The sequence below is a fragment of the Novipirellula rosea genome, from assembly GCF_039541335.1.
Taxonomy (GTDB): domain Bacteria; phylum Planctomycetota; class Planctomycetia; order Pirellulales; family Pirellulaceae; genus Novipirellula; species Novipirellula rosea.
This window is the reverse complement of the sequence record NZ_BAABGA010000029.1, coordinates 277069-300135: the sequence shown is the minus strand read 5'-3', so window position 1 is coordinate 300135 and position 23067 is coordinate 277069. Positions and strand designations below refer to the sequence as shown.

Here is a 23067-nt window from a genome sequence, read left to right as displayed (position 1 = left end):
CCAACACCCCACCGCCCTCCACTAAACACACCTAAAGGCCAATTGACGCCCACTATAAAATCACTTCGCCTTTGCGAAGCCGAGTGACTTGCCTAGGAACACAGCAGACCAGCCTAGATAACGCGCAACTGCGAAAAAAACGATGGGTTGCAATGCAAGAACCCAGGTTCTGACTGACGAAAACGGCACCCCCATCCGAGTGGAGAAGAGCCTAGTTTTTACGCAGAAAACTAACACCCAGGGGGCAACTAGCCCCCACTATGAACGGTTTGTTAGCGGCACGGCGCAAGTCGTCCGGTTGCGGCGTGAAAAAACGTTCGATTTTAAGCGGGCGGCTTACGCCGCACCGCTACAAGAACCACTCACTCGGCGGGACGCCCCCCCGAAGCGGACGACCGCTCGCCGCATTTTTGCGATCGCGAAAACTTGTCGTGTGCTTTTTTCTCTGCCTTGGTATAATAGGGCTCCTACCCGAATTCCCCACCTACCGCACTTCTGCTTACCGATCTTGGAAAAAGCCCCGTAAAATAGGGTTAGTCGGTTCGCGATGGCTTGCAGCCTTTCCCGAAACATTGGCCTTTCGGATCATCGGCTTTGATCGTGCACCCCCAGCCAGTGTTTCGCGCAAGTACCGAGGGTCGACTTTCCACCGTTCTGACCAATTCAGTCCTGACCGATTCAGCCCCCACCCCCTCTACAAAACACCGTGATTCCTTCCCCCACAATCTGCCGATTTGCCCTTGCCGCCTTGCTAGGCGTGGTTGCGTGTTCCGCCCGCGCATCGGCCGCCGAGTCAAACGACGCGGCAGCTGCGCGGGGAGCTCAGATCTATGCCGAGCAGTGTGCCTCGTGCCACGGCGCCGAGGGGCAAGGAGTCCCGTCGGAATACCCCAGCGCATTGACGGGCGACTCGTCGATTGGGCAATTGACCGAGATCATCTCGGAAACGATGCCCGAAGACGATCCCGAAACATGCCAAGGGAAGGACGCCGAGGCGGTCGCGAACTACATCTTCGAAACCTTCTATAGCGAAGCGGCGCGGCTACGAAACCGTCCCCCAAAGATTGGTTTGGCCCGATTGACGGGCGACCAATTGCGTCAGAGCTTGGCGGACCTTTACGCACGGATTTCGGGCGGCAGTTGGAACCACGATGAACGTGGAATCCGAGGCACCTACTTCGACACACCCAACTGGAAAAACGAAGCGAAGAAGATCGAACGAACCGATGCGGTACTCGATTTTGATTTTGCTCACGAGGGTCCCGGCGAAGGGATCGATCCTGCGGAGTACTACATCCATTGGGCGGGCTCGCTGATGGCCGACCGCAGTGGTGAATATGAAATTGTGCTGCGAAGCACCTGTTCGTGCAAACTGTATCTGGGCAGCTCGGACCGCATGTTCATCGACAACCATGTGCAATCCGCCGGACGTACCGAGTTCCGCAAACGGATTCATTTGACAGCCGGGCGGGGTTACCCGATCAAATTCGAGTTCACTCAGCGAAAACGCAAAACCGATCAACCCCCGGCATCCGTTTCGCTGTCATGGGTTCCGCCGGGCGGGGTCGAAACGGTGATCCCGCAGCGGCATCTGATCTCGGCAAGTTATCCCGCCGCGTTTTCGCTGCAAACCAAACTGCCACCGGACGACCGAAGTTACGGTTACGAACGCGGCATTGAAATCAGTCGCATTTGGGACGATTCGACAACGCAAGCGGCAGTCGAGTTTTCGAAACTTGTGGCAGACGAACTTTGGCCACTCTACGAACGCAAAAACAAAAAGAAGCCGAACGAAAATCGAGCTCGGCTGAGAAGCTTTCTCGCAGAGATCCTCAGCACGGCGTTCCGCGGTACGCTCGACGATGCCACTCGCAAGGTCTACATCGACAAACAACTTGATGCGACTGACGATGACGCCGAAGCGATTCGACGGGTCATGTTGTTAGCGCTGAAATCACCACGTTTCTTGTACCCCTTGCTCGACACGAACCGCTCACCTTCTCAGCAGGCAGCGAACCGCTTGGCGCTGGTGTTATTCGATTCGCTTCCCGCCGATGAATGGTTATTGAAAAAGATCAGCAAGAAGGAACTCGATTCGCCCTCGCAGATCGAGCAAGCCGCCTGGAACATGGTCAACGACTATCGCACCCAGGCCAAGACACGAGACTTTTTAACGCATTGGTTTGAAGTCGCCGGTGGCGATGAAATCAGCAAAGACGAAGAGAGTTTTCCTGGTTTCAACAAAGCGGTTGTGAGCGATTTGCGTGCTTCGTTTGACGCGATGATTGACGAAATTGTGTGGAGCGAACCGAGCGATTACCGCCAACTGTTCCAAGCCGATTGGGCCTTCACCACACCTCGAATCGCCGCTTTGTACGGTGACGCATGGAAGCCCAAAGATGCGGCGGGCGAGGAAGTCGATTCGCAAAAGAATGGTCAAGAACAAAACCGGCTTACGGCAAGCGTCAGCGCCCCGGAGAGTCACCTGGGACTACTAAACCATCCGCTTCTGATGAGCAAGTTGGCATACTACCAAACCACATCGCCGATCCACCGCGGCGTTTTCTTGTATCGCCACATGTTTGGCCGCGTCTTGCGTCCACCCAACGCAGCGTTCTCACCGCTGAATGCCGATCTGCATCCCCAATTAACGACACGCCAACGCGTGGAACTGCAAACCAACGAAGTGAATTGCCAGGTCTGCCACGATAAGATCAACAGCCTAGGCTTTGCACTGGAAAACTTTGACGCGATCGGCCGTTTTCGCGAGACCGAAAAAGAGCGTCCGATCGACGCCCGCGGCAGCTACGAAGACCGCAACGGCAACAAGGTCGAGTTTAAAGACGCTCGCGATTTGGCTGATTACCTTGTCAACAGCGAAGATGCTCACCGCGCATTCGTAGAAGCCGCGTTCGAGTATTTCGTCAAACAACCGATCGGAGCGTACGGCCCCGACAAACTTTCCGAACTGACCGAACGATTCCGAAACAGCGGCTTTAAAGTCCGAGATTTGATTGTGTGGATCGCCGTCACCGCGGCGACAGAACCGCTTACAAACCACCAAGAAACCTGAGCAGAATCATGATGAACCCGCCTCTATCTCGCCGCGATTTCCTGACCAAGCTAGGCGTTAGCGCCGCTGCGGCCAACTTCCTGTTCTCGTTGCCAAGCCTCGGATGGGCCGCTGCGACATCGGCTCGCAAGCAACGCATTGTTTTTCTATTCAGCCCTAACGGAGTGATCCCCAAACACTTCTGGCCTGAGAAAGAAGGACGCGACTACGACATCAAACGCATCCTCCAGCCGCTGGCGGGATTCAAAGACCAAATGATGACGCTGCACGGCGTGTGCAACAAAATCCAAGGCGACGGCGATGGCCACATGCGTGGAATCGGCTGCCTGTTGACCGGGGTGGAACTATTTCCCGGTGACATCCAGGGCGGTTCGGACACGCCGGCGGGTTGGTCCCAAGGCATCTCGATCGACCAATACCTGAAGAACCAAATGCAAGCGGTCCCCGAAAAGCAAACTCGCTTTGGTTCGCTTGAATTCGGAGTGATGGTGCCCGACCGCGCCGACACTTGGACTCGCATGTCCTACGCCGGCCCCAACCAACCGGTCGCACCGATCAGCGATCCGTACCAAATGTTCGACAAACTGTATGGACAGAGCAAAAACCGTGAACTGTTGGCCAGCGTGCTTGACGATTTGAGCGAAGATTTCCGCCGAGTGGAAAAGATGATCAGCAGCGAAGATCGGCGGATCCTCGAAGAACACGTCGCGATGGTTCGCTCGGTGGAAAAGGAACTGCAAACCGAACTCGAGCAATCAAAAAAGAATGCCGACGTCGGTCATGCCATTCCCGATATGCCTGCCAATGTCGAGACCGAAAACGACAACATGCCACAAATTGCCAAAATGCAAATCGAACTGCTGGTCAACAGCTTTGCAGCCGATTTTGCACGCGTGGCGACCTATCAAATCACCAACAGCGTCGGCAATGCGAGGATGCGTTGGTTGGGCATCGACGAAGGCCATCACGGCTTGTCGCACGAACCGGACAAGAACGAAACCGCCTATGAAAAACTGATCAAGATCAACACCTGGTACGCCGAACAAGTTGCCTTCCTCGCCAAACGATTAGCGGAAACCCCCGAGCCTGATGGCAGTGGTTCGCTGCTTGATAATACGACCATCGTGTGGACCAACGAACTTGGCAAAGGCAATTCGCACACACGCGATAATATCCCGTTTGTGATGGTCGGCGGTGGACTCGGTTTTGATACCGGCCGGGCACTGAAGTTTGACCGTGTGCCTCACAACCGCTTGCTGATGAGCATTGCCGAAGCGATGGGTCACCCCGCGGAAAGCTTTGGTAACCCCGATTACTGTGGCGATGGCAGCTTGACGGGATTGGTGTAACAGTGTGTTTGGAGCAGTGTGTTTAGAGCAGCGTGGGTCATACGACGCTCCATGCAAACGATCGACGACACAACCATGGAAAAGCGTCAATTTGCCCTTTTCCAATCCGTGATGCCAAAGCGGAGTCACACCGTCTCTACGCGATGCAGACGAGCATTGCCGCCATCACTAACGCGGCAAAGCAGATCTGTCTTGTTCGCACCAAGATCGGCTGGGTGAGCGTAAACCAGTTCGCATCCACGCCGATCGAAAGCGATTGGCTTGCATCCACAGCGTCACCCGCCTTGGATCGACTTGCCCACATCACGGGCGAGATGTGACGCGTGGGGAATGCCACACACCAAGCGGCAAACAAGAGCGATGCGATCGTGGTGACCAGGAAGGCAAAAACAACCGACTGCGCTCGAAACGGCGTCTCGCCGGCCAGTCTCGCGGAATGTCCCGAATTCACCGGCAGAGCCGACGCCGAAGAGAGCCTTTGCAACTGCGGGTCAGTTGCGGCTGGCTCAGGGGCATCTTTGGCCGCCGTGGTGACGAAGGAGGTCTGTGCAATCTCGTTTGCATCATTTGACTTGCTGGGGCTGTCTGCGGCGGCATTGCCCGCCTCTGACGGTACTTTGACTTGCGACTGCGTGGCATAGAACTGAGTGACTTCGGATTGCCAGCGAGCCACAGCCTCGTCGGCCGAGACCGGGGTAATGGCAGCAGAAACCGATTTGCCAGCAACCGATTTGCCAGCAACCTGCAAGGCGACAGGGACCGTCGCACTGGCGACCGATTCTGTTTTCGCGGCGACGGGCAGCCAAACGGGCAGCCAGTGAATCGCAAGTACAAATGATGAAATCGCCACCAACACTAGATCGCGGCCCGCGACACGTCGAAGCTTCGTTCTCAGCATTCCAATCTCCAAAGCGTGTCGCCAACCTTCCAAAACGAACGAGTTGCGGTGTAGTATCTATCGGTCAGTCGACCTGGGCTGGCCCAGTCATTTGTTCCGGATCGATGTTGGCTTTCTGTGTTTCACATAAAAATTTGCGGAGTTCGTCTCAAGGCGGACATCGATGCGGTCTCGCAAGCGGGGGGCGACGCGGTGGGGCTGAATTTCTTTCCCCCCAGCGTCCGCTACCTTGATCCCGCGTGCTCCACCACAAGCGAACTTTCCGCATACGCGGGCCGCTGCGGGCTGTACCGAGTCGGTGTGTTCGTCAACAAACCGGCGGACCAGATTCGGAGGGTGATCGACACGGTAGGCCTCGATGCGATCCAATTGCATGGTGACGAATTGGTTACCGACATCGCGGGTTGGGTCGATCTAGGGCTACCGTTAATACGAGCGGTGAAAATTCCTGGGCACAAATTGACCGCACGTGAGATCGAAGATCGCGTCCGTCCTTGGACCGACGCGGGTTGCCACGTGTTGCTAGATGCGGACGCGGGATCGGCTCACGGAGGGATGGGGCGATCGCTGGACTGGGACAGCCTTCGCGGCTGGTCCGAGCAATTTGCCACCGTCCGCTGGGTCTTAGCGGGCGGTTTACAGCCCGAAAACGTGGCGGAGGCGATTCGAGTCTCGGGAGCTCGCAGCGTCGATGTCGCCAGCGGAGTCGAGTCGCCGCGGGGCCAAAAATCGGCCTCGCGGATTACTCAGTTCTGCGAGCGGGCGAGAAATGCTTGGGGCTGATTTGCCCTGCACGATTTGAAACCCCCACTTTGCCCCGTGCGAAAACCAGACTTTATGTTTATCATGCGGGCTTGCGTGCGGTTTACATCACCCGTACTCACCCTGAGAACCCGAGTGCGTTCGGGGGATTGCGAACCAGCGGGAGTCCCTGTGTTCGGTCCGCAACCCCTCTGACGCGCTTACTTCCATCCCCTTTTCCAACATTGGAGTATGCCTGTGTCACAAGTCGACACCAACCGACTTCCTTACAAAGTCAAAGACATCAAACTGGCGGAATTTGGCCGCAAAGAGATCCAGCTTGCCGAAAACGAAATGCCTGGTTTGATGGCGCTTCGCGAAAAGTACGGCAAATCGAAGCCGCTCGCCGGAGCTCGCATCGCCGGATGTCTGCACATGACCATCCAAACCGCGGTTCTGATCGAAACATTGGTCGAACTCGGTGCCGAAGTGACTTGGAGCAGCTGTAACATTTTCAGCACCCAAGATCACGCTGCGGCTGCAATTGCAGCGGCTGGCATCCCCGTTTACGCCTGGAAGGGCATGAACGATGAAGAGTTCGATTGGTGCATCGAGCAAACCTTGCACTTCCCATCGGGCAAACCGATCAACATGATCCTGGACGATGGTGGTGACTTGACCGCGATGGTCCACGACAAGTTCCCAGAACTGCTGACCGAAATCCGCGGTATCAGCGAAGAAACCACTGCGGGCGTGCATCGTTTGGAAGTCCTGAATCGTTCGGGCAAACTGCAAGTCCCTGCGATCAACGTCAACGACTCGGCCACCAAGAGCAAGTTCGACAACCTGTACGGCTGTCGCGAATCGCTCGCCGACGGCGTCAAGCGAGCCACCGACGTGATGTTGGCGGGCAAGGTTGCCGTGGTTTGTGGTTACGGCGATGTCGGCAAGGGATGTGCTCATTCGTTGCAGCGTTATGGTTGCCGTGTGATCGTGACCGAAATCGATCCGATCAACGCACTGCAAGCTGCGATGGAAGGCTTCGAAGTCACCACGATGGAAGAAGCCTGCAAAGAAGGCCACTTGTACGTCACCACGACGGGCAACAAGGACATCATCCTTGGTCAACACATGACCGAGATGCCCGAAGATGCCATCCTTTGCAACATCGGTCACTTCGACACCGAAATCGACGTTGCTTGGTTGGAAGCCGAAGTGGCTGCCGGACGCGCGACCAAGGACGAGATCAAACCATCGGATATCGGTGCCGTTGATCGTTACACGTTCAAAGAAAGTGGTCGCAGCATCTTGATCTTGGCCAAGGGCCGTTTGGTCAACCTCGGTTGCGCCACCGGTCACCCTAGCTTCGTAATGAGCACTTCGTTCACAAACCAAGTTTTGGCCCAGATCGAATTGTGGACCAAGCACGGCGAGTACGAAACCAAGGTCTACATGTTGCCCAAAGCACTCGACGAAGAAGTCGCACGTTTGCACCTGGGCAAACTGGGCGTGAAGCTGACCACATTGACCGCCGAGCAAGCGGAATACATGGGCGTGCCAGTCGAAGGTCCTTACAAGCCTGACCACTACCGTTACTAGGTCGCACGACCGCTGCAACGAATAACATCAAACTCGGCCCGTTAGCGGGCCGAGTTTTTTTCATGGCCCCACGCCCAATACTCCTCAGTAAATACCAGTGCCCCACAGTAAATTAGGGTCACTTGGGGTAACATCATTGCGTGTTGGCGCTAGTCTTTAAACGTTCAACCCTCGGCCTGTTTTCCTCTAAACGCGAATCAAACGATGCCCCAAATCGCCCCCTTTGCCGCTTTGCGTTACAACCTGGATCATGTGGGTTCGCTGTCGGACGTGATAGCGCCACCCTACGACGTGATCGACCCGCAACTGCAGGACCAGCTGTACAAGAAACACGCTGCCAATGTGATCCGCATTATCTTGAATCGCACGGAACCTGGCGATTCCGAGGACGAAAAGTACCAGCGGGCCGCGAAGTTCGTGGCTCAGTGGAAGAGCGAAGGGGTGCTAAAGCAAGACGAATCCCCCTGCTACTACGTGTACCACCAAGAGTTCACGATCGATGGTCATGTATTCAATCGACGTGGGTTTATGGCGCGGGTTCGCATCCAACCGTTCGGCGAAGGCAACATTTACCCTCATGAAGAAACGCACCCCAAGGCGAAGGTCGATCGGCTGAAATTGACCCAAGCAACCCAGCAGAACAACAGTCAAATTTTTGGCCTCTATCCCGATCCTGAAAATGCCATCATCGCGTTGCTTGATGAAGCGACCACATCTGTTACGCCGATCGAAGCGGTGGACCACCTCGGGGTCAAACATCGGCTTTGGCCCGTCTCGGACCCGACCGTGATCGCGAAAGTCAGCGAGCTAATGCAAGACAAACCGATGTTTGTTGCCGACGGCCATCATCGCTACGAAACCGCAGCGAACTATCGCGACCTCGTCAGCAAGGAACTTGGACCGCTGCCAAGCGACCACCCCGCCAACTTTGTCATGACGATGCTGGTTGGCATGAGCGACCCTGGCATGATCGTCTTGCCCACGCACCGGCTGCTTCGAGGCACCGAACGCTTTTCGTCTGCCGAGATCACCGCCCGCTTGGCGGGAACCTTCGACTGCGAAATCGTCGCGGGTGGACTCGATGCTGCCAACACAGTGTGGTCCAACATGGAATCGGCCGACGACCAAGGATTGATCGGCTTGTACGCCTGCAAAGATGACACTTGGGTGCTCTGCAAAGCAAACGAGGGGGCCGCAGCGAAAATGGAAACGCTCGCTGCAAACCAAAGCAAGGATTGGCAGCAACTCGGAGTCAGTCTATTGCACCGACTGGTGATCGACGAACTGCTTCAATCCAAAGGGCACCCCAAACCGACGTACGTCCATGATGTTGACGAAGTGGTGCAAGGAATGCGAGGCGAAGGCAGCCAAGCGGAAAGCGACAGCGACGAACCGTACACATTGGCGGCACTCGTGATGCCAGCAAAACTGAGCCACGTCGAAGCGATCAGCCTGCACAAAGAACGGATGCCTGCCAAAAGTACCTATTTCTATCCCAAACTGCTCAGCGGTCTGACCTTTAACCCCCTCCGCTAACGCACAAACCCTATAGAGTGACTTTTGACGCCATAACAAGGCCTCAAAGGAACCCGAAGACACATCCAGCGGGGTCGATCTTGCACCCCATCGCTGATTCTTAAGCGAGCGAATTGCGACCGTGATGCCCGGTTGATGGCAGACATTGAAAAACTAGGCAACTAAAGTCGACTCTGCCGGTTGCGGCGACTAGCCCGACTAGGCATGATTGTACGGCCTGGGAGAACAACGTAGTCTTCGTGTCTTCCCAATGAGAAACCCACAAGTTCACGACTACTTAGGAAAGAGACTGATGAAACGAGTTTTGATTGCTGTTTGCGCTGTTGCTGTATCGAGCATGCTTGTCCCCAGCGTTGCTCAAGCTGGCCTCTTCGGCTGCAAGCACAAGAACGATTGCTGCGAAGTAGCCCCGGTTTGCGAACCTGTCTGCGAACCAGCCCCTGTTTGCTGCGAACCAGCACCTGTGTGTGAGCCTGCACCCGTGTGTGAGCCAGCACCTGTTTGCTGCGAGCCAGCCCCCGTATGCGAGCCAGCACCTGTATGCTGCCCCGCTCCTCCGGTTGAAGTAACTTGGTGTGTCATCGACCCACGCACTTGCTGCCCCGTCGAAGTCACTGCATGCGTTCCAGCGGAATGTGCTGGCCAAGTTCCCACGTTGGTAAACTGCCGCAAGGGATTCTTGCACCGCAGCGTTTTGACCTACAAGTTCGAGTGCTGTGGCCACTGCGTTGACGTTGTCGTCACCAAGCACGGTCGTGCAATCGTCCGCGGCTAATTCCCGCCACCGCAGGAATTTGAACACGCGAAACAACACACAGCTCGTTTCGCCGCCCAAACAAAGAGTCGAACCGTCACCGGTTCGGCTCTTTTTTTTGCGCCTCCTTTCTAAAGCGCCTAAAAGGTGCATGGCACCAATCGCCCCAATGGGAACGAAAGTTGCTCGCTTTCCGTCTCTCTCGTTATCGACGGAATCCCCAATGACAACACTACGCTGCACATGCGGGCAGACATTTAAGGCCAAACCAGAACTGGCTGGCCAGATCATCGCGACGCCTTGTTGCAACACGCGCGTCCGCGTCCCTCCACGCCAGAACACTCCTGCTGCAACTCCCACGGATCGCATTAACGTCAAATGCAATTGTGGGCAAATGTTGGCAGTTGCCCGCCCCAAAGGCCCGGTCGAAGTGACGTGTCCATCCTGCAAGCAACGCCTACGTCTGGGCGGGACTGCCGCTACGCCTCGACCTCAACCGCCCCCTGAAAACGACAATGTATTCGGCGATCTACCACCCGCTGGAACAACCCAAGCCTGGACTCCACCAGCGGCACCGCAGGCTCGTACTCCGTCACGCAGCTTTGCCCCTTCGCCGCAGCGGAAAAAAAACAATCCCCTGAAACGCTTGCCAAGACTTGGGGTACTCGAAGATGGTTTCGGGACGCCGATCCTGATTGTTGCCGCCCTCACGTTCTTGGGGATCTTTGGGACGCTGGGCGTCTATTTGCTCAGTCAAGCAAGCGACAATATGGCTTTGGCCGCCGCCTCGGAAGACTGGCAGCCAACCGAGGGCAAGATCTTAGAATCCGGATTTTCCGTTCGTGGTGTTCAAAAGCGGAAACAAGCTGCCACCACGCATGTTCGCTACCAATACAAGGTTGACAACACCACCTATACCGGAACGACGCTGTCGTTCGAGAAGCAGGATTCATTCTCGCCTGCGGTGGCCGAAGCGAAGCTGCAGCCGTACCCACCCGGAGCCGATTGCACCGTCTACTACGATCCCCAGTCCCCGTCAAACAGCGTGCTAATTAAAGGGGTACAAAGCAGCAATCAACTGTATTTCTGGTTAGGGCTTGCTTCGATCTTATGCGGGATCGTGCTGGCGATCGACTGCGGCCTTGGTGCCATCAATGCTCACCGCTTTCCGCCTCCCAAGGTTCCCCTATTCTAAGTTTGGGGCACCCTGAATTTGGCGGGCATCGGTATTTGGCGGGCATCGATATTTGGCGGGCATCGATTCGCGGCTGGACTCTCCACGCCGAGGCTGGCGGAGCTTATGATAGGGGGGTGAGAAGGCAACCACTACCACTCGCCCTCTGCTTCCCCCCCTTTCCATCCTGCCTTTCCGCAACAAGCGTGCACTGTGAATGACTCGGGCGACAAGAATTGGCGAATCCGCGTGGACGGCGAGACGCTGGGTCCGTTTTCCGAAGTCGAGATGCGTCATTGGCTGGCAGAGCATCGCGACAAGAAATCCGAGGTCCAACAGGGCAGCAGCGATTGGTACCCGGCGGCAGTGATCCTGCAGCGATTCAAGGAGCTCGCTCGCAGCGGAATCTATCTACGCATCAACGGCCAGGTCGAAGGCCCGTACACTCGCCCGCGTTTTGTTCAGCGAATCGAACAACTTGGCAACGCAGAAGTGGACGCCAAAGAGGGCAATGACGGTTTCTGGGTCTCCGCAAAAGTCATATTGCGAGAACTGAATCTCAGCTCACTGGTTGCGGGGGCGGGAAACGCGAGACGTGCCAATCCGCCAACAGCCGCGGTGCCTAAAACCCCCGTCGCTGCACCGCATCCTGCCACCTCGGCTGCAAAAAAACCGCCGGAGCTGCCCCCTTCGACCACGGCCCCTTCGACCACGGCTTCTCCGATCCGCGTCAGTTGCCCGGTGTGCAAAGCGACGCTGCAGATCCCTGCCGACCAAATGGGAAAAACCGTTCGCTGTGCGTCGTGCAAAAAGCAGATTCGAGTGGTGGGTAAATCAAGCGATGCAAACACTCCGGCCCGTCCGGCACCGGCTGAACACACGGATCCGGCGAACGACGTCGTGACGCTAGGGGAAGACGATTTCGCGGCGTCGGCGTCGGTCGTATCGACGTCGGTATTTGCGCCACTGGACAACGTTGCACCGATCAGCCCCACGGCGATCCCGCGGCCGTACACCCGACCGCAACCTCAGCCAAGCCCCAACCCCTATGCATCGCCCGGGCCGCCGACGACACCCTACTACGCCGGAGCCCAGTATCGCGATACGCTTCCTCACCCAGCGCTGTATATCATTCCGGGCGTCTTGATCGCCACCTTCTCAATCGTGATGGTGGCACTCACGTGCTTTGGCGTCGCGGTAAACATCGCGTCAGTGATGCGATTAGACGCAAACAATCCAAGGTTCTTGATGACAGTCATCAACCTCGTGTTAGGACTAACATGGATAATTGCGTACGGAGCCACGCTGGCTGGCGCGATCCACATGATCCTCCGGCGCAACCTAACGCTAGCGAGAACCTCCGCCATCGTGGCATCGATTCCTTGCATCGGCTTCCCATTCGGTTGCTTGCTGTTTCCGGTGGGGATAATGAGCTGCGTCGTCTTATTTATGAATGACGCTAAACGGGTATTTCAAAAGTAGGACGGACCGAAGGACGCCGGATCATCTCGAAAGCGGCGACAACGGCAACCTTTTCGCATTGGAGTTGCCGCGTGCGAAGCCGCGTTTAGTTCAAGATCGATTTCACGTCAGCCATGATCGCGTCGATGTCGATCTTGTCCGCTGCATACGTTCGCGCCGAGACCACTTGGCTATCGCTGGCGACAACAATGGTAACCGGAGCATCGACCGACAATCGATAGTTCAGCGGCCCCGTTTCGGACTCTTTCGCCACCACAAACGGAATATGTTTGGCGGACGTTTTCTCAGCGAGCTCGGTCGCGGATGTTTTGAGCTTCCCAGCATCTTCGCCGAGCAAGGTAACGAAGCCGCTGAGGTGCGACGCTTCGTTTTGCGCCACAGCGGCATCAAGCTGCTTGACCAAATCGGACAACTTGCCATCGGTTTGACGCGCAAACACCATCACCATCGGCCGCGAACCATAGCGGCATCGGTAACAGATCTCTTGCCCGACATCGACGCCATCGTCCTCGGCGCCTGCAATTTTGGTGACGTAGAAAACGCCGATCGGATCCCCTTGCTTGAGCCCTCCATCGCGAGCGGCATCAGCAGCAAATGCGTTTGACAGCGAAGCCGCAAACAACAGAACCGAACAGATAAGCAAACGCGACATTGACGTTTCTCCGAGATAGAGAATTTGAATTTTAGATTTCAGATAGAAGAAGCAATCGAGATGAAAAGCAAATCGAAGCGGATGAGCCGCTTGCAAAAACAGCGATCACGCACCCAGCAGACACAAGACCTTGAGTTACAATTTGCGAGATACAATCAGCGGGCCGAGGGACGAACCCGAACCCGATATTCTAGCTTCCTGCTAGCGTGAATCCCGCCAGCACGATTCCACGTCGCAATGACATTCCATGTAGCAATGACCGGCCGAACAGGTCTCCCGCCATAGCGCGTCGACGTTCGACTGCCGCCCCCATTATTGCCACGTCCGATGCCAGGCACACCCCTAAGTGGTGCCGAATCTTGGTTTCTGTCCGCACTCGACTACCGGCCTCGAGAAACGGCCATTTGCTAGTTCGACGGCCCTATTTCTCTGTTTTTCCTGCATTTGCGAGCCGACGATGCATCCCGCTGGCCTAGATTTGCTAACGTTTTACCGACCATCGCCCCGACGCAAACGATTTCGGATCACGCAATCCCACGACCGAACTCGCAGGATTGCGCTCTAGTGAAACGGACAGGGGACTTATAAATTAGAAGCTATGGACCAAACTGTTACCCAATTGAGCGACGAGCAAGTTCATCGCATCTCCAAAGCGATCGCTGACCCGCAGCGGTTTGCGATTTTGACCTGCATTGCCAGCGAACTTGAAATCGCCTGCAAGTCGCTTGTGGACGAGTTTCCGATCACGCAAGCCACAATCTCGCACCACCTGAAAGAACTAGTCGCGGCAGAGTTAATCCATTCACGCCGTCAGGGGCAGTTGGCGATTCTGTCTTGTCGCCGAGACATCTGTGAAAGCTACACCCGGTATTTGGCCGAGCGATTAGTAAAACCGCACTTGGATTCGCTCGCCCCTGCAACCACCCCAACTCTTCCTAAATAGCCGACACACCGCTGGGCAATCCTCTTTGCTGAGGATGAAGCTCGTTGCTAAGCGTGAAGTCTCGCAAAAAGTCTCGCAAAATTCCCGAACGTAGAATTCGCCGCCATGAGCCCGAAGCCCCCGCGTGCCCAATGCCTGGTTAGCTTTGGCAGCAACCTTGGCGACCGCGACACGGTGATTGCCGAAGCCGCTCGCCGAGTGACTGCATCGCCGATGGTGGAAGATTTTGCCGCCAGCCGGCTGTTTGAAACGCCACCGATTGGCGGCCCATCGGGCCAGGAACCCTTTCTCAATGCGGTGGCTGCGTTTGAGACAACTCATTCGGCGCGGGACATCCTGGAACTGCTGCAAACAGTCGAAAACGATCTTGGACGCCAGCGGCGGCGGCGTTGGGACGCCCGTTCGATCGATTTGGACGTGGTGCTACATGGCAATCTGGTCGGGGGCAGTGCGGCACTGATCGTCCCTCATCCCCGCTACACCGCGCGGCAATTTGTGCTGCAACCAGCGTGTGATGTCGCAGCCCATTATCGCGACCCCCGCTTCGGATGGAGTCTTGGGGAATTAAGCGAGCATCTTTCGTCGGGCAACGCATCTCTGGCGTTAGTCGGCGGCGACGACTCGACCCGACAACAACTTTGCGACCGGCTGAGCGCCGAGCATGGGATTCGCACTTTTGCCGCCACCCAGCCAACTCAATCGGGCGTGGCACTGGACGAAGCGATGTCGGGACGTTGGGCAAAAAAACATCGAGCCTCGACGTCCCACGACGAGACATCCCATGACCAACCGCACCATGCGGCGCCGCCTAGGCAGCCGGACGGGGCAACGCCGACCGGCCAGCCATCATCCGCCGAACTTGGTGAACCGATTATCGTTCGATCCGACGAGCCGTGGGTTTCCGCCTACGTTCCCCCGCTGCCGCTCGGCCCCCACGTCGAAAAGACGAATCGTGACGCGAGCATCCCTCGGTTGGTCGCGCGGATGCAATGGGCGACGGCGGACACTCGCTGGCCTGCGCCGCATCAAATGTGGCCTTCCGGAGGCCGTTGGCCGGAATACCGACTAGAGGTCGACAATCTTGATTGGGCGGTGACTGAAATCGCTTCGGCCTTGGTTTCGATGCGGTGCCCGGTCCGCCCGGTGACTGAGAACCAAGCTTGGTGGCAATAAGTAAGCGTGGTGATCAAACCTCGAGCGCGCCCCCCCGTGGCGCCCAGAATCTGCCACAGCGGTGCCGATCTCTGGGCTTACTCGCCGCTGATGGGGCCATCATTCACCTTCGTCCTTTCGGCTCGCGCGTTAGTCGCGTAGGACTATCCGGCTCTGTTGGATGATGACGGCGGCTCGCCGCTCTTTTCGTGCGACACAATGTCGCTTTATTGATGGCTGGTATTGCCTTGGTGCATGTTCGCACACAATACTGTCTCGCTCTCGCTGTATGATTACGGCGATTCTCTGAACCACTCGGTGTCCATTTTCTCTATCCCTGCGAATCTGGTCGCGTTTTCACGCGCGGCGACCATCAATTATGCAACGGTTTCTCTTTCCACGCTGGGTCAATCGATTTCTTATGGTTCTGGCTGCTGCCATCGTTGGAGGCGGCATTTATGCCGGTGCCATGGGTGGGCTGGTCACGGACCCCAAGACGCTGAATATTGGCTACCAACCTGAACAACCGGTCCCTTTCAGCCACGCGATTCACGCGGGCCAGCTGAAGATGGATTGTCGCTATTGCCACAATACCGTCTTTGACTCGGCTCACGCCGCCGTGCCGCCGACGGCCACTTGTATCAATTGTCACAGTCCTGCGAATGACCAAGGCGTTACCGCGCTGGCCGCAGTGCGAACAGAAAGCGACAAGCTAAAGCCGATCCACAAGAGTTGGGAAACGGGCCGCAGTATGGCTTGGAAACGTATCCATAACTTGCCCGAGTTCGTCTACTTCAACCACGCAGCCCATGTCAATTCAGGCGTTAGCTGCAAGACTTGCCATGGCCGGATCGACCAGATGGACGTCGTGGCCCAACACGAAGAACTTTCGATGGCGTGGTGTATCACCTGTCACCGAAACCCTGATCCCCATTTGCGTCCCAAAGAATTCGTAACCAAGCTCGACTGGGAACCACCAGCGGATTGGGACCAAGAAGCGTTCGCCAAACATCAGCGTGATCCTGAAGGCGAGAACATCAACCCACAGGTCCATTGTGCGGTTTGTCACCGTTAGTTCGGCAACAACCGGGCGGAGGAGTGGCAGAGTCGATGGCTCTGCAGCGACGCCCCCCTGAGAACTGCTGAAACTCGTTTTTTACAGATAATTTCGTATCGCCTAATCGCAAATCTTTGCAATGACCTCCATCCACTCACCACGTAAATCCAACAACGGTTCGCGAATGATTGTTGACCTGCCCCAGGCCGGCGTCGCACACGAATCCAGCCAAGCTGCGGTTGGCTCTGCGGCACGCGATTCCGCCAACAGTGACTCCGCAAATCAGGATGGGTTTGGCGGATCCTCGGCGTCGCCACGCACACGCTACTGGCGAAGTCTTTCGGAGATGCAAGACAGCCAAGACTTCCAACAGTTCATCGATCGCGAATTCCCGATCGCAGCTTCGGAGTACCCCGAAGGCGTTTCACGACGTCGTTGGATGCAATTGATGGGTGCGTCCTTGGCGGTTGCCGGTGTCGGTGGATGCCGTTATTCCGAAGAGTCGATCGCTCCGTTTGTGATCCGCCCCGAAGGCCGATTGCCAGGCGAATCGTACAGCCGCGCGACCAACTTTGAACTTGCTGGCCGCGTCTACAACCTGCTGATCAGCTGCGTTGATGGTCGTCCGCTGAAGATCGAACCCAATACCGAGCATCCCTCGGGCACCGGAACCGACGTCTTCTCGCAGGCTTCGATCCTCGGTCTGTACGACCCCGATCGTGCTCGTGGCGATGAAAGTTTCCTGGTCCGCAAAGGTCCAAAGCGACGCGAGAATGCCACTTGGGAAGATTTCCAACCGTATGGCCAAGGTGTGATTCGTGCCGCCGCCGCCAACAACAAGGGCGCGGGCTTGGCTGTTTTGATGCCGCCCACCGCATCGCCATCGTTGGTCCGCATGTTGTCGGCACTGAAGAAGAAGTGCCCATCGGCCACGCTCGTTCGCTATGACGGTGTTCAAGGCACCGCGATGCGAGACGCAACGAAGACCGTCTTTGGCAAACCCGCCAAACAGGTCCTCGATCTGTCGGACGCCAAGGTCATCGTGACATTGCAAGCGGACATCCTCGGAAACGATCCGAGCATGATTTCCAACGCTCGCAGCTTTGCCAAAAACCGTGACCCAATCCAAGGCGAGATGAGCCGGTTGTATGTCGTCGAAGGCGGATACACATCCACCGGCGTGATGGCCGATTCGCGATTGGCATTGCGGCCTAGCCAAATGCCCGCGTTCTTGAGCGAACTGGGCCGCCGCGTCGAAAAATTGGCCGCCGGCGAGTCCCACCAACACGCTGAAGAAATCAAAGCCTACGACGAGTTGACTCACCCCGAGCGACTCGAGCGATTCCTCGATGTGCTTTCGCATGACATTGCCGAAGCGGGCGAAGATGCCGTCGTGGTGGTTGGCGATCATCTTGGTGCCGAAGCCGTCGCGGCCGGTATCGCACTGAACAAGAAGCTTGGCTCGCTTGGCAAGATTCAAAAGTTTACTCCCGAAGTCGACGGTGACCTTGCCGATTCGAACTCGCTGGGTGATTTGGTCCAGAAGATCAACGATGGCGGTGTCGAGTCGCTGCTGATCCTAGGCGGAAACCCTGTGGTCACCGCTCCGGGTGACGTGGACCTGCTGACGGCAATCGGTAAAGTCGAAAACAGCATCTATCTGGGTGAATACGACGACGAAACCGGCTTGGCGTGCACATGGTCGCTGCCGTTGGCTCACCCGCTCGAATCCTGGGGCGACGTGGTCAACCTCGAAGGTTTCTACGGCGTCTGCCAACCTCAGATTTTGCCGCTGCTCGGCGGTCGTGCTGCGATCGAAGTCCTTGCATCGATGTTGGGCGAAAAAGAGGTCGAAGGATCGGAAATCGTTCGCCGCACGGCAGACGGAATCTCTGGTTCGGCACTCAGCACTCGCCAATGGCGAGGACTACTGCATGACGGTTTCGCCAAAGAGCTGACCGTTAGCGAAGAGCTTTCCGCCAACGTTCAAGACAAACCTTTGACCGACGCGGCACCGGTAGCGATTTCGGTTGAGGAACTGGACCAAGACGACTTCGAAGTCCTGTTTGTTCCTGCAGATGGAATTTACGACGGCCGTTTCGCCAACAACGGTTGGCTACAAGAACTGCCTCAAGCCCTGACCAAATTGACCTGGGACAACGCCGCGTTAATCAGCCCGCTAACCGCCAAGAAACTTGGCGTTCATCACGGATTGATGATCGCACTGACCCAAGGGGACGCCACGATCGAAATGCCTGTCTACGAATTGCCAGGCTGTGCCCCCGGCGTCGTGACCGTGGCAATCGGTTACGGCCGCAAACGAGCGGGCATGGTTGGCGGATTCACCGAAGAGGATGTCGACGCCGTCGGAACCGATGTGTCGCCACTGCGAACGAGCGATCAAATGCTCGTTTCCTACCAAGTCAACGCTCGCCCTCGCTTTAGCGAATATGAATTGGCGACGACCCAGGATCACTGGGCCATCGACGAACGAGGCCGCGAGGAAACCGAGCGACGTAGTTTCTCGTTGATTCGCGAAGGCACCGTTCAACTGCTTGATAAAGTACCCGAGTTTGCCGAAGTGCGTGGTCCCCACGTGCCGAAGGTGGGCAAAGAAGGCAGCGGATCGATGTGGCAAGAACCGATCCAAAAGATCGAAATGGAAAAGCCATTCCTGCCTCAATGGGGCATGGCAATCGACTTGTCCAAGTGCACCGGCTGTAACGCGTGTGTGGTCGCATGTCAGAGCGAAAACAACGTGCCCATCGTCGGCAAAGAACAAGTCAGCAACAGTCGCGAAATGCACTGGTTGCGAGTGGACCGCTACTTCCAAGGCGACGAAGAGAACGCCGATGTGGTTCAGCAACCTGTCGCATGTATGCACTGTGAAACGGCTCCGTGTGAGCAAGTTTGCCCGGTGGCGGCGACCGTGCACACCGACGAAGGCCTGAACGCGATGGCATACAACCGCTGTATCGGTACACGTTACTGTGCGAACAACTGCCCATTCAAAGTACGTCGCTTCAACTACTTTAACTACAACCAAGAAGTCGGCGTGGGCTACGGCATCGATGCTTACCCGAGCTCGATCGAATCGGCCAGCCGTCAATTGCAAGCCTTGGTGCTTAATCCCGAAGTGACCGTTCGCGGTCGTGGGGTGATGGAAAAGTGCACCTACTGTGTCCAACGCATCGAAGGGGCCAAAATCGACGCCCGCAAAGATGGCGGTCGTCCGATTGCCGATGGCGAAATCGTCACCGCTTGCCAATCAGCCTGTCCAACGCGTGCGATCGAGTTTGGCAATGTTGCCGACCCGGATTCGAAGGTTTCCAAGAAACATGCCGACGTTCGCAGCTATGGCATGCTTGGTCAACTGAACATCAAACCACGTACCGAATACTTGGCACGCGTTCGCAACCCCCACGTTCGCTTGATGACCCGCAATCAATTGGTTGACCTGGCCGAAATGCAGGCGCCGCACCATGGCCACGGCGACCACGAAGGCCACGGCGAAGGTGACCACCATGATTCGGATCATGCGGCTGCTGCGAAGCACGATGACCATCACGGCAAAGCGAACGATCACGAAAAGTAAGACTTGGATTGGCTAGAATCCGTCGCGGGGTGAACCACCCGGTGTCACGGAGTCAGCCGAACCGCCTGTTATCACTCTCTAATCCCTAACTCGATACCCCTTTCAAACCATGTCCCTTGCCATCCCAAACGGATTGGACAATACCGTCGAACGACCTGGCGAGCGTGCTCCGCTCGTGCTCGGCGATACGACCTATCACGATATTACCGAAACGGTATGCCGAGTTGCTGAGACCAAGCCAAGCAAAGGCTGGGTGATCGGTTTCTTGATCGCATTCGCGCTGCTTCAGTGGCTCGGAATCTGTATCGCGTACCTCTTCTACACCGGTGTCGGTGTGTGGGGTAACCGGTCTCCGATTTTCTGGGGTTGGCCGATTGTCAACTTCGTTTTCTGGGTCGGTATTGGTCACGCGGGAACGCTGATTAGTGCGATTTTGTTCCTGTTCCGCCAAGAATGGCGTACCAGTATCAACCGTGCTGCCGAGGCGATGACGATTTTCGCGGTTGCCTGTGCAGGAACGTTCCCCGGGATTCACGTGGGACGTGCATGGTTGGCGTTCTGGTTGGCCCCATACCCGAGTTTGAATCTGTGGATGTGGCCTCAATTCCGCAGCCCGTTGTTGTGGGACGTTTTCGCGGTCAGCACGTACGGAACGGTCTCGCTGTTGTTCTGGTACATGGGGATGGTTCCCGACTTGGCGACGTTCCGCGATCGCTCGAAAAACAAATATCGCCGTATGGCTTACGGTATTCTGTCGCTGGGATGGACCGGTTCGTCGCGTCACTGGATGCGATACGAGAAGGCTTACGCACTGCTTGCCGCGTTCGCAGCACCGCTGGTTCTTTCGGTCCATACGATCGTTTCGTTTGACTTCGCGGTTTCGCAAGTTCCCGGTTGGCACACAACGATTTTCCCGCCGTACTTTGTGGCTGGAGCGATCTTTAGCGGTTTCGCGATGGTGTTGACGCTGATGGTGCCCGCCCGCAGCATGCTGGGGCTCGAGAAACTGATCACGATTCGCCACTTGGACAACATGTGCAAGATCATCTTGGCGACCGGTTCGATCGTGGGTCTCGCCTACGGCACTGAATTTTTCATCGCTTGGTATGGCCAAGTTCCGGACGAGCAGTATGCGTTTATCAACCGTGCCTTTGGGCCGTATTGGTGGGCGTACTGGACGATGGTGACGTGTAACGTGATCAGCCCCCAGTTGTTCTGGGTCAAAAAGTTCCGCACCACGCCGTGGATCATCGTTTTGATCACAATCTTTGTGAACATTGGAATGTGGTTCGAACGTTTTGTGATCGTCGTGACCAGTCTGTCGCGTGACTATCTGCCAAGTGCTTGGGCGTACTTCTCGCCAACCTGGGTCGACTGGTCGATGCTGATTGGTTCGTTCGGTTTGTTCTTCACGCTGTTCTTGCTGTTCTGCAAGTTGATGCCTGTGATCAACATGGCGGAAACCAAGTCGACGTTGGCGAAGCAGTACCACATGGCTCACAACGAGCCGACGACGCCGACCGAGCACTAGAAAACATTTCATCGCAGGCGATCACGCCTCGCGGATCCATCGAAACAGACTTCATTCATCATCGATAGCGAATGTCAGACGGTAAGTATGTCAGACGATAAAAACGAAAAGAAGATTCATGGGATTGTCGCCGAATTCACATCGGTCGATACGCTACTAGCCGCATGTCGGCGAGTACGTGATGCCGGCTACACCAAAACCGACGCTTACACCCCCTTTGCGGTTCACGGAATCGACAAGGCATTGGGAATCAAGCCGACCGTTTTGCCGTGGTTGGCACTGGCCGGTGGATTGACCGGGACCTGCACCGCATTGGCAATGCAGATCTGGATGAATGGGATTAACTATCCCTACATCATCTCGGGCAAACCGTACATATTGTCGTTGCCAGCGTTCATTCCGGTGGCGTTCGAGCTGACGATTCTGTTTGCATCGTTCTGTACGTTCTTCGGGATGTGGGCACTTAACGGGCTGCCTCGATTCAGCAATCCGATCTTCACCGATCCTCGTTTTGACCGCGTCACCGACGACCGTTTCTTCCTGTACATCGATTCCAAAGACAAGAGTTTTGACGCCAAGGGTGTCGAGAAACTGTTGGGCGAAACAGGTACCGAATACATCAATACCGTCGTCGATGACGATTCGCCGACCACGATTCCGAAATTCCTGATTGTCGGTTTGTGCGTGCTGATCGGATTGTCGATCATCCCAGCGTTGATCGTGGCCAAAATGCGAGTCACCACCAGCAGCGAGCCACGATTCCATATCTTCCCGGACATGGATTTTTCGCCCGCTCGTGATGCTCAACAAACCACAACGTTGTTTGCGGACAACCGCGCGATGCGACCCGACGTCCCCGGCACCGTTGCACGCGGTCAAATGGACGCCGACTTGAACTTCTTGACCGGCATCGACATGGACAAATTTGCCCAGGTCGACTCGGACCGTGCCGAGCACTTGGTGCGAACCTACTTGACGCCACTGGCGGCCGAAGGCGACGCCCCTGCTGCATCAGCCACACCGCCAGCTGAAAAAAGCGTGATGGAAACGACGCCGTGGCTCGAGCAGAACCCGGTCGAAATTTCCGATGCGGTCGTTCGTCAAGGACAAGAGCAATTCAACATCTACTGCTCGGTGTGCCATGGAATGGACGGACGCGGCAACGGTTTGGTGAATCAGCGAGCTCAAAAGATCATGGCTTCGACCTGGGTTCCCCCATCATCGCTGCACCAAGACGTGCTTTACGCCGACCAATATCCTGACGGCAAATTGTTCAACACGATTAGCAACGGCATCCGCAAGATGCCAGGTTACGCCGGACAGATCAAAGCCAAAGATCGCTGGGCCATCGTGACCTACGTTCGTGCTCTGCAGAAGAGCCAAAACGCTTCGATGGACCTGGTGCCCGCTAGCGAGAAGGCGAAAGTCGAAAAGCAAAAGAACAAAGTCGACAAGCAGCTCGCCGAAGCCGCTGAAGCGGAACGCAAAAAAGAAGAAGAGCGTGCCGCTAAGGCCGCCGCAAGCAAGTAGT

At 56.3% G+C, this 23067-nt stretch carries 15 protein-coding genes; 13 read left to right on the top strand and 2 right to left on the bottom strand.

Features of this window, described 5'->3' with window-relative positions; translation table 11 throughout:
- Window positions 1–706: 706 nt before the first annotated feature.
- Window positions 707–3073: a DUF1588 domain-containing protein gene (locus ABD971_RS11065; RefSeq protein WP_345321986.1), complete on the top strand. Its 2367-nt coding sequence runs from the start codon at window positions 707–709 to the stop codon at window positions 3071–3073.
- An 8-nt stretch (window positions 3074–3081) separates the two neighbouring features.
- Entirely contained in the window at window positions 3082–4422 is a 1341-nt protein-coding gene (locus tag ABD971_RS11060) for a DUF1552 domain-containing protein (protein WP_345321984.1), read from the top strand.
- A gap of 136 nt (window positions 4423–4558) precedes the next feature.
- On the opposite strand, the gene ABD971_RS11055 is transcribed toward ABD971_RS11060, so the two are convergent.
- Window positions 4559–5320, bottom strand: a complete 762-nt coding sequence (locus ABD971_RS11055; RefSeq protein ID WP_345321982.1) for a hypothetical protein — start codon at window positions 5318–5320, stop codon at window positions 4559–4561.
- Between the two features lie 117 nt (window positions 5321–5437).
- Between ABD971_RS11055 and ABD971_RS11050 the strand changes: the two genes are divergently transcribed.
- From ABD971_RS11050 to ABD971_RS11030, 5 genes are all read left to right on the top strand, one after another.
- The gene (locus ABD971_RS11050) at window positions 5438–6103 is read left to right on the top strand and encodes a phosphoribosylanthranilate isomerase (RefSeq protein ID WP_345321980.1); all 666 of its coding nucleotides are present in this window, start codon (window positions 5438–5440) and stop codon (window positions 6101–6103) included.
- 216 nt (window positions 6104–6319) lie between these two features.
- Complete coding sequence (gene ahcY / locus ABD971_RS11045) at window positions 6320–7660, top strand: adenosylhomocysteinase (protein WP_339940064.1); 1341 nt, start codon at window positions 6320–6322, stop codon at window positions 7658–7660.
- A 204-nt stretch (window positions 7661–7864) separates the two neighbouring features.
- A complete protein-coding gene (locus tag ABD971_RS11040) occupies window positions 7865–9196 on the top strand; it encodes a DUF1015 domain-containing protein (RefSeq protein ID WP_345321977.1) in 1332 nt (443 codons plus the stop codon).
- A gap of 1148 nt (window positions 9197–10344) precedes the next feature.
- Complete coding sequence (locus tag ABD971_RS11035; RefSeq protein ID WP_345321975.1) at window positions 10345–11145, top strand: DUF3592 domain-containing protein; 801 nt, start codon at window positions 10345–10347, stop codon at window positions 11143–11145.
- A gap of 192 nt (window positions 11146–11337) precedes the next feature.
- The gene (locus ABD971_RS11030) at window positions 11338–12606 is read left to right on the top strand and encodes a hypothetical protein (RefSeq protein ID WP_345321973.1); all 1269 of its coding nucleotides are present in this window, start codon (window positions 11338–11340) and stop codon (window positions 12604–12606) included.
- 85 nt (window positions 12607–12691) lie between these two features.
- Here ABD971_RS11030 and ABD971_RS11025 read toward each other — a convergent pair whose 3' ends face one another.
- Window positions 12692–13258 (bottom strand): hypothetical protein, encoded by a 567-nt coding sequence (locus ABD971_RS11025; protein ID WP_345321971.1) that lies wholly within the window; start codon window positions 13256–13258, stop codon window positions 12692–12694.
- A gap of 598 nt (window positions 13259–13856) precedes the next feature.
- Here ABD971_RS11025 and ABD971_RS11020 point away from each other — a divergent pair.
- The 6 genes from ABD971_RS11020 (at window position 13857) to ABD971_RS10995 (ending at window position 23066) form a co-directional block, all read left to right on the top strand.
- Complete coding sequence (locus ABD971_RS11020) at window positions 13857–14201, top strand: ArsR/SmtB family transcription factor (protein WP_339940056.1); 345 nt, start codon at window positions 13857–13859, stop codon at window positions 14199–14201.
- A gap of 105 nt (window positions 14202–14306) precedes the next feature.
- Window positions 14307–15374 (top strand): 2-amino-4-hydroxy-6-hydroxymethyldihydropteridine diphosphokinase, encoded by a 1068-nt coding sequence (gene folK, locus ABD971_RS11015; RefSeq protein ID WP_345321969.1) that lies wholly within the window; start codon window positions 14307–14309, stop codon window positions 15372–15374.
- A 358-nt stretch (window positions 15375–15732) separates the two neighbouring features.
- A complete protein-coding gene (locus ABD971_RS11010; RefSeq protein WP_339940052.1) occupies window positions 15733–16428 on the top strand; it encodes a cytochrome c3 family protein in 696 nt (231 codons plus the stop codon).
- 121 nt (window positions 16429–16549) lie between these two features.
- On the top strand, window positions 16550–20005 hold the full coding sequence (locus ABD971_RS11005; protein WP_345321966.1) for a TAT-variant-translocated molybdopterin oxidoreductase: 3456 nt from the start codon (window positions 16550–16552) through the stop codon (window positions 20003–20005).
- Window positions 20006–20114: 109 nt separating this feature from the next.
- Entirely contained in the window at window positions 20115–21536 is a 1422-nt protein-coding gene (nrfD, locus tag ABD971_RS11000; protein WP_008704917.1) for an NrfD/PsrC family molybdoenzyme membrane anchor subunit, read from the top strand.
- 87 nt (window positions 21537–21623) lie between these two features.
- Entirely contained in the window at window positions 21624–23066 is a 1443-nt protein-coding gene (locus tag ABD971_RS10995; protein WP_339940046.1) for a quinol:electron acceptor oxidoreductase subunit ActD, read from the top strand.
- The last annotated feature ends 1 nt before the right edge of the window (window position 23067 follow it).